Here is a 13,530-nt window from a genome sequence, read left to right on the forward strand (position 1 = left end):
ACTAGCGGCTAACCGGGCAATGCAGACGCGTCAACGCGCCCTGCCGCCCCAGAGGAGAAATAAGTGTGACCGTGATGCTGACACATCCGGACTGTGTTGTCTGCCCCCGACTGACCTGCCAGCCCGGCGGGAGCGTTAATGTTGAGATCTGCGACTGATACCACGCATGATGCCATAGCTGGCGATACTGGCTAAGCGCCGCATACCGGGCAGCCAGCGCGCGATGATATCCGGATAACGCCGTCACAACCACAACCAGCAACATCATTGCCAGCAAAACCTCAACCATGCTAAATCCTTTTTGTCTGCTCAGGGTAACTGACATAGCGCACTTTCCTTAAGGGGGCAGAAGTCGCTCCAGCCGTGGGCAGAAAAGCGTATTTGTCCTTCCGCGATATCCCCGCCTCGCCATAGCAACAGATCGTCATTTCCGGCAATAAGCAAAACACGCTCCTCAAACAGCCTTACACAGACCCGCAGACCTTGTGTCTGCTTGCACTGAACCTCTGGCTGTAAAGCCCAGTCCTGAACGCGTCCCCACTCCAGTGCAGATTGCAAGGCAGCCTGCTGGCGAATAGACAAACTCTCGCCATTCACCAACGTACTAAAGGTTTGCAACTGCTGGTTTAATCCGGTGAGGATCAGCGTGCCGAGCACCAGCAATAGCAGGACCAGGGCCAGCGATGACATGCCCCGCTGACGATTCACAGATTAAACCCCGTTACGGTGTGGCGAGCCGAAAAGGGTGCAGTCAGTTCACCTTTGCGGCGGGCACGCAGCTCGATACTGATGACCGGCGCAAAGCCAGCACGATCGGTTTTAGTGACCATAAACTGCTCTATCAGGACCCGATCCGGGTCAGTGAGCTTATCCCATCCCTTACCTTCACAGGATGTCGCGCCCCGCAGCGTTTCGAGCGTTCCGGACTCAAGCCGGAATCCCGTGCTGTCATTTTCTGACGCGGTGCTATCCCACTGGCCGTTGCTGTTTGCATCCCATTGCACAATTGCACATCGCCCTTGCCTGCCGATAATTAACCCTTGCCCCTGACAATGCCCTGCACAGTATCCTGCTCGCTGGAGCTGTTTACCCATCGCAAGCAGGCGTTGCCACACCTCATCTTCCAGCTCCCGTTGCCCGGATTGCAGTAAAACACCCCGCTGTAGCCCCGGTAAAAAACGTGACGTGCTGAGTAACAGAATACTGCTTATCGTCATCGCAATCAGGACCTCCAGCAGGGAAAACCCTTTTTGTTTTACTGGCATAGACTTTCTCCTGCGGCATTACACAGCCTGATACGTCCGCCATTTGAGACAATAACCCACCACGCACCGGCGCGGCTCTGCACGCGAATATGTCCGGCCCATGCGGTATCCCTTAAGCCGTAAAATCCCAGCGCAGGCGTTACGTCGCTCAGCGTGACCTCCGGCCATAACGGTTTCATCACGAACGGGTCGCCGCTGTCGCAGCCCGGGACCACAGCGCTGACAAGGCAGGCCTGATTCCCGTCAGCGTGAAGCGCGATCCTGTGCTCGCTGTTGTGACGATTTGCGTCGTTTCGTAAGAACGCCAGGTAATCCCGCACCTGACAGGCTGTCTGCCAGAGCCGCTGCCGCTGTTGCCAGCTGTCCCAGCCATAAAGACCCGTCGCGCTGAGGATCACAACCAGCGAGATGGCGAAAAGGGTTTCGATAAGCGTAAAGCCATGTTCGTTTTTCATGGCGGAAGTGTGGCGGAATGGCAGAAAAGGCGCGAGCGTTAAACCAGAACATTACGAGCCGCTTTCCGGAGATTTTCACCCGTTGCAACGCGTTACATCGTCTCTGGAAACAGGCTCGAAGAACAAAACGAGCGCGAAAAAAAACCGGCGCTAAAGAGCACCGGTTATGTCAGGATTCGCCGTATCAGATGGCGACAGGGGCTTTGATGCCAGGATGCGGGTCGTAGCCTTCAATCTCGAAGTCATCAAAACGGTAATCGAAGATCGAGTCCGGTTTGCGTTTGATCACAAGCTTCGGCAATGCACGCGGTTCGCGCGTCAGCTGGAGATGCGTCTGTTCCATATGATTGCTGTAGAGGTGGGTATCACCGCCCGTCCAGACAAAATCGCCCACTTCAAGATCGCACTGCTGCGCCATCATGTGCACTAACAGCGCGTAGCTGGCGATGTTAAACGGCAGGCCGAGGAACACGTCGCAGGAGCGTTGATACAGCTGGCAGGAGAGTTTGCCGTCCGCCACGTAGAACTGGAAAAACGCGTGGCAAGGCGCCAGCGCCATTTTATCCAGTTCACCCACGTTCCAGGCAGAAACAATGATACGGCGCGAGTCCGGGTCATTTTTCAGCTGGTTCATGACGGTCGTGATCTGGTCGATATGGCGGCCGTCCGGGGTAGGCCACGCGCGCCATTGCTTGCCGTAAACCGGCCCCAGGTCGCCGTTCTCATCTGCCCACTCGTCCCAGATGGAGACATTGTTTTCATGCAGATAAGCAACGTTGGTATCGCCTTGCAGGAACCAGAGCAGTTCATGAATGATCGAGCGCAGATGGCAGCGCTTCGTCGTCACCAGAGGGAAGCCTTCTTGCAGATTGAAGCGCATCTGGTGGCCAAAAATGGAGAGCGTACCGGTGCCGGTGCGGTCGTTTTTCGGCGTGCCCTCGTCGAGCACTTTTTTCATCAATTCAAGATACTGTTTCATGATTCCTCAGGAAAGTTGTTGCTGTGGACGACGACGATACGCCCAAATCATCATAATGGCACCCGCGACAATCATCGGAATGGAGAGGATCTGCCCCATGCTGATGTACTGTACCCACTCGCCGGTAAACTGTGCATCCGGCTGGCGGAAGAACTCGACGATGATACGAAACGCGCCGTAGCCAATCAGGAACAGACCAGATACTGCCCCCATTGGGCGCGGTTTGCGGATATACAGATTCAGGATGATAAACAGCACCACACCTTCCAGCGCCAGCTCATAAAGCTGAGACATATGACGCGGCAGAACGCCGTAGGTATCGAAAATGGACTGCCACTCAGGATGCGAAGGCAGCAGCGCGATATCCTCTGCGCGGGAGCCCGGGAACAGCATGGTAAACGGCACGCTCGGATCGACACGCCCCCAGAGTTCACCGTTGATGAAGTTGCCCAGACGCCCTGCACCCAGCCCAAACGGGATTAATGGCGCAATAAAATCAGCCACCTGGAAGAAGTTACGTTTGGTGCGTTTGGCGAAGATCACCATCACGAGGATCACACCAATCAGTCCGCCGTGGAAGGACATGCCGCCGTCCCAGACGCGGAACAGATAGAGCGGGTCGTTCAGGAATACCGGGAAGTTGTAGAACAGGACATAGCCGATGCGCCCGCCCAGGAATACGCCAAGAAAGCCAGCATAAAGCAGGTTTTCCACTTCGTTCTTCGTCCAGCCGCTGCCCGGACGACTGGCGCGACGACCAGCAAGCCACATGGCAAAGACGAAGCCCACCAGGTACATCAGTCCGTACCAGTGAAGCGCTACAGGTCCTATTGAGAAAATAACCGGATCGAATTCCGGAAAATGCAGATAACCACTGTTCATCTGTCACCACAAGATGTTGTTATTCCGCTGAAAGTGGACAGCGGCTGAATTGCATTCCCGCCGTTGGCAGGTGCTCCAAAGTTGCGAATCATAGCATAAGGCAGGCGCGGAGGATGCGCCTGAGATGTAAAAGATGTGTATAGGGTTTTATGTGCGCTGTTCCCCCTCACCCCATTCCTCTTCCTCAAGGGAGAGGGGGACGTCCGAGCAGTCATTATTTTGTGGGGATCAGCGGCCGCCGCGGATCAAACCGCCCATGCCGCGTCGCTCCATAAACGCCGCCACCTGATGGCGCACTTCGGCTGCCAGCTGTGCTTCCAGGCTACGCGCGGCCAGCTCATGCGCCTCATCTTGTTCGATGTGACGTAACAGGTATTTCACACGCGCAACGGAACGTCCGTTCATTGACAGGTGACGGAAACCGAGGCCAATCAGGATCGCCACGCACATCGGATCGCCGGCCATTTCACCGCACAGGCGCAGGTCGATATTATGCTGCTCGGCTTCGCGGGCGATCATCGCCAGGGCACGAAGCATCGCCGGATGCAGGCTGTCGTAGATACTGGCCACGCGGGTATTGTTGCGATCGACCGCCAGAATGTATTGCGTTAAGTCGTTGGTGCCAACGGAGATAAAATCAACGCGGGTCGCCAGCTGCGGCAACATAAAGACCATCGAAGGCACTTCCAGCATCACGCCAATACGGGGTTTAGGGATCGCGTAGCCGATCATCTCTTCCACTTCGCGCCCTGCACGTTCAATCAACCGCCGCGCTTCGTCGATCTCGTCAATACTGGTGACCATCGGCAGCAAAATGCTGAGATTCCCCGTGGCCGCGTTGGCACGCAGCATCGCACGAACCTGGATAAGGAAAATTTCCGGCTGATCGAGGGTAATGCGGATCCCACGCCAGCCGAGGCAGGGATTCTCTTCACTGATAGGCATATAGGGCAGTTGCTTATCCGCGCCGACGTCGAGGGTGCGCAACGTGACGGGTTTGTCGTTAAACATCTGCAACATGCCCTGATACTGCGCAACCTGCTCCTCTTCTGACGGGAAGCCGCTTTGTAGCATGAACGGTATTTCGGTGCGGTAGAGACCAATGCCATCGATGCGGCTGCCGAGCTTCTCTTCATGCTCGGGGCTTAACCCCGCGTTGAGCATCACCTTCACCCGCTCACCGCTCTTGAGCTGCGCGGGCAGGTTGACGTCATCTTCCGCCAGCTTGCTTAATTCATTCTCTTCGCTGATAAGACGCTGGTACTCCTGAAGAAGAACCGGCTCAGGATCCACCAGCAACTCACCGCGATATCCGTCCACCACCAGCGTGCGGCGATGTAGTACGGAGGGCTGAATATCCGCCCCCATCACGGTCGGAATACCGAGCGCACGCACCATAATGGCGGCATGGGAGTTAGCTGCGCCATCGCGCACCACCACGCCCGCCAGCCTGTCCTGCGGTAATTCCGCCAGCGTCGTCGCCGAGAGTTCATCGGCCACCAGCACAAACCGGTTCGGCCAGGCATTCGCCCCCTGAATAGTATCATCGAGGTGGAACAGCAGACGTTGCCCAAGCGCGCGTAAATCGCCGGCGCGCTCTTTCAGATAGCCGTCAGTCAGTACCGCAAACTGCTCGGCAAATTTTTCAATGACCTTTTTAACCGCCCACTCTGCCACCGACCCCTTATCGACCTCGGCAAATAACTCACGACGCAAACGCGCATCGGAAAGCAGGTGTGAGTAGAGATCGAAAATGGCCGCCGTCTCTTTTTGCGCGCCAGCGGCAAAGCGTTTGCTGTAGCGACGAAACTCATTCGCCGCCTCTTCCAGCGCAGCGGTGAGCCGTTCGCGCTCAAGCGCCTCATCCAGCGTAGAGGCTTCGTAGACCTGCTCCATCAGCGGGAGCGTGGCATCCATCCAGCCTTCGGCTATAGCGACCCCCGGCGAGGCCGGAAGCGCGCGAATACGCGTATGACGATACTGACCAAAAAGAGCTGTCAGTTGGGACTGAGAGAGGATCGCCGCCATCTGCGTTGCCAGCGTGACGAGGAAGGACTCCTCGCTTTCATCGTACTGGCGCAGCTCGCGCTGCTGAACAACAAGCACGCCAAGCAGCTGGCGGCGCTGAATAATCGGTACGCCAAGAAACGCGCGGAAACGCTCTTCTTTGACGGAAGGGATATATTTGAAGCTGGGGTGTTTTTGCGCATCGGCAAGGTTGATTGGCTCCGCCAGTCGCCCGACCAGGCCAACAATACCTTCATCAAACGCGAGCGTGACGGTACGTCCCCGTGGTTTTTTTAATCCGCGGGTTGCCATAAGGTAGTAGCAACGTCGGTCATGGTCGGCCAGGTAGACCGAACAGACCTCGGTTTCCATCGCAAGACAGATGTCCGTCACCAGAATATTCAGCGCCTCGTTGAGGCGAGGCGCACTGGCGACCTTTTCAACTATTTCTCGCAAGCGGGTGAGCATGATTTGCGTAGCTTAACCTCTTTTACGTCGCCAGGCAGGTGCGCTCTGTGGCTTCGGAGTCGTCTCCTGAAGCTGCATCACGACACTTGCGAACTCTTTCATCACCCTACGGTATACATCGCGCTTGAATGACACGACCTGACGAACCGGATACCAGTAGCTTACCCAGCGCCAGCCATCAAACTCTGGCGTGCTGCTGGTTTGCATATTGATATCTGAATCGTTGCCCACCAACTGCAAAAGAAACCACTTCTGTTTCTGGCCGATACAAACCGGCTTTGTGTCCCAACGCACCAAACGTTTCGGTAACTTGTAACGCAACCAGTTGCGGGTCGAAGCCAGGATGCGAACATCTTTTCGGCTTAAACCAACCTCTTCAAACAGCTCCCGGTACATCGCTTGTTCTGGGGACTCTCCAGGATTGATCCCGCCTTGCGGGAACTGCCAGGAGTGCTGACCATATCGTCGGGCCCACATCACCTGGCCCTGACGATTACAAATTACTATTCCTACGTTTGGGCGGTAGCCATCGTCATCAATCACCGGACTACCCCAAACTAAATCTGATATATGAATGATTGTTTCACACTACAGGGAGGCGGTAAACCACTCTCTTACAGGCCTGCAACCTAATAACATTTGAATAACTCACAATTTTGTGAGGAGTTATAAACAGATGAGGGCGACTGAGACCATTTTTATTCACCTTTTCTGTGGATATAGTTGTGAAGAAGTATGGAATTACCGATGAACAACCTTGTGGCCCGGCGAATCGGCAATTTTCATCACTTAAAATAAATTATTTAAATTCATCTAGTTAAACGTAAATTTAGGGTATCAAAGGCGATTAACGTGACGATCGTCACATCAAAGATCTTCCTGGTGATGAAAGATCGAACAGCGTCGGTTTTATCCACAGATTGTGCCAATAAGTTAGGCACAATTTGTGTGAAAATTCGATTTTCATCGCACGTCAAGGCTGTAAATTGAAACAGTAGTGGCGGTTATTCCCAGTTATCCCATTTTTCTGTGGATAACATGGTGTAAGATCCTGTTTATTGTCAGTGACCAGAATTGCACAACCTGTTTTTTAGCCATGCCGCGACGGGATGCATTCCTAAAAAAAATAATATAAATCATCCACATGGAATATATACTCAGAAAAAAGTAAACTCTATCCACAAGGGATAAAATATCAGTTCATTTTTTAACCAAAAGGTTGTCAGCATGCATTCTCTCGCCCCACTGCTCTCTCCTCCCGTCAGTGAAGCCCAGTTGCTCCAGCAGGCACAACGTCTGGCAGGCTATGCACTGGGCGAGCTGGCCGTGATGGCGGGGTTGACGATACCCAACGATCTGAAGCGCGATAAAGGCTGGATCGGCGTGTTGCTTGAACGTTGGCTGGGCGCAAGCGCGGGCAGTAAACCCGAGCAAGATTTTGCGGCGCTGGGGGTGGAACTGAAGACGATCCCCATTGATAGCCTGGGGCGGCCGCTGGAAACTACCTTTGTCTGCGTTGCGCCGCTAACGGGTAATAGCGGAGTGACATGGGAAACCAGCCACGTCAGGCATAAGCTGAAGCGGGTGTTGTGGGTACCCGTTGAGGGTGACAGGCAGATCCCGCTGGCAGAGCGTCGCGTTGGCGCCCCGCTGCTCTGGAGCCCGGATGAAGAAGAAGAAAGACAGCTTTCCCAGGACTGGGAAGAGCTGATGGACATGATTGTGCTGGGACAGGTTGAGCAGATCACCGCCCGGCATGGCGAAGTGCTGCAACTCCGTCCCAAAGCCGCCAACAGCAAAGCGCTCACTGAAGCGGTAGGTGCACAGGGCGAACCGATCCTGACGCTGCCGCGCGGCTTCTATCTTAAAAAGAATTTCACCGGTGCACTGCTGGCACGACACTTCCTGTTGAAAACATAGTTTTTTACCAATTTTGCGCTCCGGCTAACATAATCTCCTCCTTTTTAAGATTTCCCCCCTTTCACCTGTCGTAATATCAGGTTATTACTACACTATGATTTGATACGAGCCAGGTGAGGATGAGAACGATGAAAAAATGGGCAGTAATTATCTCAGCAGTCGGTTTAGCGTTTGCGGTATCGGGTTGTAGCAGCGACTATGTCATGTCAACGAAAGATGGTCGTATGATCCTGACCGATGGCAAACCCGAAGTCGACGACGATACCGGTCTGGTGAGTTACCGCGATCGCGAAGGCAATCAAATGCAAATTAATCGCGACGAAGTCTCCCAGATCATCGAGCGTTAAACAGATAAAGGTCAGTAGCTTGCTGGCCTTTTTGATTTTTTCCTTCCCCTTTTGCCTTCCCTCTGCCATGTTTATATTCCTTTGTCGGGAGGTTCCTGACGCGGTCTGTATGTCTAAAAAAGGAAACCGGCTATGCATTATCACCGTATCCCCCATAGCGCTCTGGAGATCAGCCAGCTGGGGTTAGGCACCATGACATTTGGTGAACAAAACAGCGAAGCCGATGCCCATGCACAACTCGATTACGCCGTCAGCCAGGGCATTAACCTGATTGACGTGGCGGAGATGTACCCAGTTCCTCCCCGCCCGGAAACTCAAGGTCTTACCGAAACGTATGTCGGCAACTGGCTGGCGAAACGCGGCAATCGCGAAAAGCTGGTCATCGCTTCTAAGGTTAGCGGCCCTTCCCGTAATAACGATGCCGGGATCCGCCCTAACCAGATCCTCGATCGCAAGAATATCCGTGCTGCGCTGGATGCCAGCCTCAAGCGCCTGCAAACCGACTATCTCGATCTTTATCAGGTGCACTGGCCGCAGCGTCCGACGAACTGCTTCGGTAAGCTTGGCTACACCTGGAACGAGAGTGCTCCGGCCGTCACCCTGCTGGAAACACTGGAGGCGCTTACGGAATGCCAGCGCGCGGGTAAGATCCGCTACATCGGCGTTTCCAACGAGACGGCGTTTGGCGTAATGCGCTATCTGCATCTGGCCGATAAACACGACCTGCCGCGGATCGTGACCATCCAGAACCCGTACAGCCTGCTGAACCGCAGTTATGAAGTGGGTCTCGCGGAAGTGACGCAGTACGAAGAGGTGGAGCTGCTCGCCTACTCTTGCCTGGGCTTCGGAACCCTGACGGGCAAATACCTGAACGGCGCGAAACCGGCTGGCGCGCGTAACACGCTTTTCAGCCGCTTCACCCGCTATAGCGGCGAGCAGACACAAAAAGCCGTGGCGGCCTATGTGGATATCGCGAAGCGTCACGGACTCGATCCGGCGCAGATGGCGCTGGCCTTCGTGCGTCGTCAGCCGTTTGTGGCAAGTACCCTGCTCGGCGCAACGACAATGGATCAGTTAAAAACCAATATTGAGAGTTTCCACCTGAACCTGAGTGAAGAGGTCTTAGCGGAGATTGAAGCGGTGCATCAGGTTTATACTTACCCGGCACCTTAAGTTGACGATTTGCCCGGTGGCGGCGTTGCCTTACCGGGCCTACAAAATCCGCCAACATCACGAAACGTAGGCCGGGTCAGGCGGAGCCGCCACCCGGCAAAGATATCACCGCCGACGCTGCCAGACCCACAGCCCGGTAATCGCCAGCGCAAACAGTGCGCCAAACCCCACCCCGATTGCCACAACCGGCGTACCTGCTTTTACCGCCAGCGAGTAAATCCCCAGCATCAGCAGCATCGCCATGTTTTCGCCAAGGTTTTGCACCGCAATGGCGTTGCCAGCCCCGACGGTCTGCTTGCCGCGCTCCTGCAAAAGCGCGTTGAGCGGCACCACAAAGAAACCGCCTAATACGCCGATCAGTAACAACAGGGCATAGGCTGGCAATATGGCATGTTGCAGGGAGAAGAACAGAACGCCGACGCCGATCAGGATCCCTGCAGGCATGCAGCGCGCAACGGTTTCAAGCGTTACCAGTTTGGCCGCAGCCCCGGCCCCGACCACAATCCCGACGGCGACCATGGCATTCAGGTAGGTCGGCGTGGCGTTGTCTGTTATACCCAGCGCCACCGGCACCCACAGCACCAGCAGGAAACGCAGCGTAACGCCGGCCCCCCAGAACATGCTGGTGCCCATCAGCGAGAAGCGTGTTTCACCGTTACGCCACAGTACGCGGCAGGCGTTAAAGAAGCTGCCGGTCATTGGCCCGAAGCGCCAGGATTGTCCCGGACGCGCCACGGCCAGTTTGGGGATAAACAGGTTGGCGATCACCGCGCCACCGTACATCAGGGCGCAGATGCCAAGCGCGGCGAGTACATGCCAGTCTGCCAGTACACCTCCCGCCACCGAACCCAGGAGAATAGCCGCAATGGTGGAGGACTCCATCAGGCCGTTGGCCTTCACCAGCTTATCGCCGGTGGTGAGCTCACCCAGAATGCCGTACTTCGCCGGGGAGTAAGCTGCCGCGCCAATGCCTACCAGCGTGTAGCCAACAAACGGGTTGATACCAAAGCAGATGCTTGCCGCGCCCAGAAGCTTAAGACTGTTTGCAAACATCATGACCCGACCTTTGGGGAAGCTGTCCGCCACCTGGCCAACAAACGGCGCAAATACAATGTAAGCACCCACAAACACCATCTGTAGGATCGGCTGGCTCCAGTCGGGATAAAACTCAGCTTTCAGCAACGCCAGCGTAGCAAACAGCAACGCGTTATCGCCGAACGCGGAAAGAAACTGGGCGGCGATAACCGCCATCATGCCTTTCGACCAGATTGAAGTGTTAGTGTGTACTGACTCACGCATTATGCTGTTCCGCCTCTTCAACCATGCCCTTCAGGGTCACAAAATCGGGTTTACCGCTGCCCAGCACCGGTAACTGTTTGAGGTAACGAATATCGCGGGGGACCGCCAGCTCGGGGATACCATGTTCGCGCGCATACCTGAGAAGCGCATCACGCTTCAGTTCACCGTCAGTAGTAAAGAGCACCAGCGCCTCGCCTTTACTGGCATCACTTTTCACCACGGTCGCATGCATTTTCTCCGCCGAGACTGCGGTCGCCAGCGTCTCGACCATTTCAAGAGAGACCATTTCCCCGGCGATCTTGGCGAAGCGTTTTGCACGTCCCTGGATCTGCACGAAGCCCTGATTGTCGAAGCGCACGATATCGCCCGTGTCGTACCAGCCCGTTTCAACCTCGCCATTGACGTTCTCGGCCGTCGGCGCCTCAAGCACGCCCGGGTTTTCCACACGCAGATAGCCGTTCATGACGTTCGGCCCTTTCAGCTGAAGACGTCCGCCGTCTTCAATACCCGGCACCGCCAGCAGACGCGCGTCCAGCCCCGGCAGAATACGGCCAACCGTTCCCGGTTTTGCCGCCATCGGAACGTTGATGGAGACCACCGGCGCGCACTCCGTCACGCCATAGCCTTCCAGAATCCGCAGGCCAAACTTGTCCTGCCAGATCTGGCGCGTACTGTCCTGGAGTTTTTCCGCCCCCGCCACCACGTAGCGCACGCGGAAGAAATCATACGGGTTGGCGAAGCGCGCGTAATTTCCGAGGAAGGTGGACGTCCCAAACAGCACCGTGCAGTTACGGTCATAAACCAGCTCCGGCACAATGCGGTAGTGCAGCGGGCTTGGGTAGAGGAACACCTCGGCACCGGTCAGCAGCGGCGTAAAGAGACCCACGGTCAAACCAAATGAGTGGAACAGCGGCAGCGCCGACATAAAGCGATCGTTGGCGGTAAAGTCAGCGATGGTTTTAATCTGTTCGACGTTTGCCAGAATGCTTTTGTGGCTATGAACCACACCTTTCGGGTTGCCTTCAGAGCCGGAGGTAAAGAGGATAATGGCATCATCCTCCGGCTGCTGCTTAACCTGCGCCAGACGCGGCATCAGCAGGTGCGCGAAAATCCACAGCTTGTCGGCGGTCGTGACGTCTGCTTTCAGATCTTCCAGGAACACCCAGCGCACCTGCGTCAGCTGTTCCGGCAGGTGCCACAGCTTGCCTTTATCCAGGAACTGGCGGGAGGTAAAGATGGTGTTGATTTGTGCTGCGGTAATCGCGCTGGAGAGCCCTTTCACGCCCGCCGTGTAGTTCATCATCGCCGGAATGCGGCCCCGGGAGACGGCACCAAAGATCACCGCCGCGCTGATACCCGCGTTTGGCAGCATCAGGCCGATCTTTTCGCCCTGTTTGCTGTACTTTTCCAGGATACGCCCGACAAACAGCGTTTTGGTCAACAGCTTACGGTAGGTATCCGGCGTAAAGTTGATGTCTTCGATGCAGTTTTTCTTCGCACCGTAGCGATACTGCGCCGACAGCAACGATTCATACAGCGTTTCGCGCGGGCGTACGGCCATGCGCGCTTCCATCATAATCTGGTGCAGCATTTCCCCGGCGATTTTACGGCGGTCACGCGCGCGCGGCGCCTCGGGCATCGGCAGTGACGTCGGCGGTAATATATGCAGCGTAATTTTCGGGAACAGACGCTGCTTCACCAGCCCTTTCAGACGGCTGAAAAAGGTCAGCTCAGCCCCGTCGATGCGTAGCGGCACGACGGTGGCCTGAGACTTCGCCGCGACAAAACCGGCGCCGTCGTAAATTTTCATCAGGGAGCCCGTCACTGAAATCCGCCCTTCCGGGAAGATAACCACCGGACGCCCCTGCCCAATCAGACGCACCAGATGTTTAATCATCATCGGTTTGGTAGGGTCGAGCGGGACAAAATCAATCAGCGGCCTGAGCCAGCGCATGTACCATTTTTCACTGATGGAGCTGTACACCGCAAAGACGGGCCGCACGGGCAAAAAAAGCGCCAGCAATACGCCATCAAGAAAAGAGACGTGATTCGGTGTGATAAGAACACGCTCGCCATAGAGTGCCTGCGTATCGCCAGTCACGCGAATGCGAAACAGGACACGAAACAGTGTGCGGAAGAACCCAAAAAGCATTTCAACTCCCTTTGCCAGCCAGTGTGAAAGGTATAAATGGTGGCAGATTACACGAGAAGTAGTGAGGGAGCGATAGCAAAAACAGAGGCGAAAAAAAACCTGCGCATCCGCGCAGGTTGGTGCAAGTGAAGAGTACGAAAACGTACCAGGAATTCTCACCAATCAATACCTCTGGGATCTTGATTGTGGCCTCCGGCGACAGGCTTCGCCAGCAGGAAAACGCAAGGGAATGAGCCGAAGTGCAACCAGGTGTGAATAATCTCTTTTGCTGTTACAGGTTGAACTTACAGGCAAAAAAAAACCTGCGTAAAACGCAGGTTGGTGTAAATCGTGTTAATCAACCGAAGTTGATTCCACCTATCAATACCTCTGGGATCTCGACTCTAGCAATTCACAACGCATCGTTGCCAACGGACAATCGCAACAGCCTGAGGCAAAGTGTAACTAAAGGTTCAGATTGATATTATTCAGACATGACTGGCCGTGTAACGATTACACCGCGAGGGATGTTCTGCTTCACGTTTGCAGAGGACGCTCACCTGCTCCCCTTGAATGCACGCCGCTTTTCCGCAACACTAGTTAG

The 13,530-nt window shown here is 55.3% G+C and carries 13 protein-coding genes and 1 pseudogene; 4 read left to right on the forward strand and 10 right to left on the reverse strand.

The features are described from left to right. Window position 1 precedes the first annotated feature (1 nt). From ACQG11_RS04315 to rppH, 8 genes are all read right to left on the reverse strand, one after another. Window positions 2-325 carry a prepilin-type N-terminal cleavage/methylation domain-containing protein gene (locus tag ACQG11_RS04315; protein ID WP_426728203.1) on the reverse strand — a complete coding sequence of 108 codons (324 nt, stop codon included), beginning with the start codon at window positions 323-325 and terminating at the stop codon, window positions 2-4. Continuing rightward, on the reverse strand, window positions 310-708 hold the full coding sequence (locus ACQG11_RS04320; RefSeq protein WP_193543177.1) for a DUF2509 family protein: 399 nt from the start codon (window positions 706-708) through the stop codon (window positions 310-312). Before ACQG11_RS04320 ends, ACQG11_RS04315 begins: the two co-directional genes overlap by 16 nt. Continuing rightward, complete coding sequence (locus ACQG11_RS04325; RefSeq protein WP_032626039.1) at window positions 705-1,265, reverse strand: prepilin peptidase-dependent protein; 561 nt, start codon at window positions 1,263-1,265, stop codon at window positions 705-707. The genes ACQG11_RS04320 and ACQG11_RS04325 overlap by 4 nt, the downstream gene beginning before the upstream one ends. Then, window positions 1,256-1,720, reverse strand: coding sequence for a prepilin peptidase-dependent protein (locus ACQG11_RS04330; protein ID WP_032626041.1), 465 nt, complete (start codon window positions 1,718-1,720; stop codon window positions 1,256-1,258). Before ACQG11_RS04330 ends, ACQG11_RS04325 begins: the two co-directional genes overlap by 10 nt. Before the next feature lie 184 nt (window positions 1,721-1,904). Next, entirely contained in the window at window positions 1,905-2,699 is a 795-nt protein-coding gene (gene thyA / locus ACQG11_RS04335; RefSeq protein WP_006811817.1) for a thymidylate synthase, read from the reverse strand. A gap of 6 nt (window positions 2,700-2,705) precedes the next feature. Then, complete coding sequence (lgt, locus tag ACQG11_RS04340) at window positions 2,706-3,581, reverse strand: prolipoprotein diacylglyceryl transferase (RefSeq protein WP_022649236.1); 876 nt, start codon at window positions 3,579-3,581, stop codon at window positions 2,706-2,708. Window positions 3,582-3,809: 228 nt separating this feature from the next. Beyond that, a complete protein-coding gene (ptsP, locus tag ACQG11_RS04345; RefSeq protein WP_023306854.1) occupies window positions 3,810-6,056 on the reverse strand; it encodes a phosphoenolpyruvate--protein phosphotransferase in 2,247 nt (748 codons plus the stop codon). A 12-nt stretch (window positions 6,057-6,068) separates the two neighbouring features. Then, window positions 6,069-6,599, reverse strand: coding sequence for an RNA pyrophosphohydrolase (rppH, locus tag ACQG11_RS04350; RefSeq protein WP_032622373.1), 531 nt, complete (start codon window positions 6,597-6,599; stop codon window positions 6,069-6,071). A gap of 454 nt (window positions 6,600-7,053) precedes the next feature. Between rppH and ACQG11_RS04355 the strand changes: the two are divergent. The 4 genes and pseudogenes from ACQG11_RS04355 to ACQG11_RS04370 form a co-directional block, all read left to right on the forward strand. Continuing rightward, window positions 7,054-7,128, forward strand: a pseudogene (locus ACQG11_RS04355) (hypothetical protein); the annotation flags it as partial. 155 nt (window positions 7,129-7,283) lie between these two features. Then, window positions 7,284-7,976 (forward strand): DNA mismatch repair endonuclease MutH, encoded by a 693-nt coding sequence (gene mutH, locus ACQG11_RS04360; protein ID WP_022649239.1) that lies wholly within the window; start codon window positions 7,284-7,286, stop codon window positions 7,974-7,976. A gap of 128 nt (window positions 7,977-8,104) precedes the next feature. Continuing rightward, a complete protein-coding gene (locus ACQG11_RS04365) occupies window positions 8,105-8,323 on the forward strand; it encodes a YgdI/YgdR family lipoprotein (protein ID WP_003862794.1) in 219 nt (72 codons plus the stop codon). A gap of 132 nt (window positions 8,324-8,455) precedes the next feature. Next, window positions 8,456-9,496 (forward strand): NADP(H)-dependent aldo-keto reductase, encoded by a 1,041-nt coding sequence (locus ACQG11_RS04370; protein WP_015571754.1) that lies wholly within the window; start codon window positions 8,456-8,458, stop codon window positions 9,494-9,496. A 105-nt stretch (window positions 9,497-9,601) separates the two neighbouring features. On the opposite strand, the gene lplT is transcribed toward ACQG11_RS04370, so the two are convergent. Together lplT and aas are read right to left on the reverse strand one after the other, a co-directional pair. Next, window positions 9,602-10,795, reverse strand: a complete 1,194-nt coding sequence (gene lplT, locus ACQG11_RS04375) for a lysophospholipid transporter LplT (RefSeq protein ID WP_426728204.1) — start codon at window positions 10,793-10,795, stop codon at window positions 9,602-9,604. Further along, window positions 10,788-12,947, reverse strand: a complete 2,160-nt coding sequence (gene aas, locus ACQG11_RS04380) for a bifunctional acyl-ACP--phospholipid O-acyltransferase/long-chain-fatty-acid--ACP ligase (protein ID WP_063150163.1) — start codon at window positions 12,945-12,947, stop codon at window positions 10,788-10,790. The genes lplT and aas overlap by 8 nt, the downstream gene beginning before the upstream one ends. Window positions 12,948-13,530 lie beyond the last annotated feature (583 nt).

It is taken from the genome of Enterobacter cloacae complex sp. 372C4 (assembly GCF_050030615.1).
Taxonomy (GTDB): domain Bacteria; phylum Pseudomonadota; class Gammaproteobacteria; order Enterobacterales; family Enterobacteriaceae; genus Enterobacter; species Enterobacter intestinihominis.

Excerpts from the sequence above, each read along its gene's own strand:
- ACQG11_RS04370 (WP_015571754.1), top strand. The coding sequence starts at position 8,456 with ATGCATTATCACCGTATCCCCCATAGCGCTCTGGAGATCAGCCAGCTG.
- lgt (WP_022649236.1), bottom strand. The coding sequence starts at position 3,581 with ATGAACAGTGGTTATCTGCATTTTCCGGAATTCGATCCGGTTATTTTC.
- ACQG11_RS04315 (WP_426728203.1), bottom strand. The coding sequence starts at position 325 with ATGTCAGTTACCCTGAGCAGACAAAAAGGATTTAGCATGGTTGAGGTT.
- ptsP (WP_023306854.1), bottom strand. The coding sequence starts at position 6,056 with ATGCTCACCCGCTTGCGAGAAATAGTTGAAAAGGTCGCCAGTGCGCCT.
- lplT (WP_426728204.1), bottom strand. The coding sequence starts at position 10,795 with ATGCGTGAGTCAGTACACACTAACACTTCAATCTGGTCGAAAGGCATG.
- mutH (WP_022649239.1), top strand. The coding sequence starts at position 7,284 with ATGCATTCTCTCGCCCCACTGCTCTCTCCTCCCGTCAGTGAAGCCCAG.
- ACQG11_RS04330 (WP_032626041.1), bottom strand. The coding sequence starts at position 1,720 with ATGAAAAACGAACATGGCTTTACGCTTATCGAAACCCTTTTCGCCATC.
- aas (WP_063150163.1), bottom strand. The coding sequence starts at position 12,947 with ATGCTTTTTGGGTTCTTCCGCACACTGTTTCGTGTCCTGTTTCGCATT.
- ACQG11_RS04365 (WP_003862794.1), top strand. The coding sequence starts at position 8,105 with ATGAAAAAATGGGCAGTAATTATCTCAGCAGTCGGTTTAGCGTTTGCG.
- thyA (WP_006811817.1), bottom strand. The coding sequence starts at position 2,699 with ATGAAACAGTATCTTGAATTGATGAAAAAAGTGCTCGACGAGGGCACG.
- ACQG11_RS04325 (WP_032626039.1), bottom strand. The coding sequence starts at position 1,265 with ATGCCAGTAAAACAAAAAGGGTTTTCCCTGCTGGAGGTCCTGATTGCG.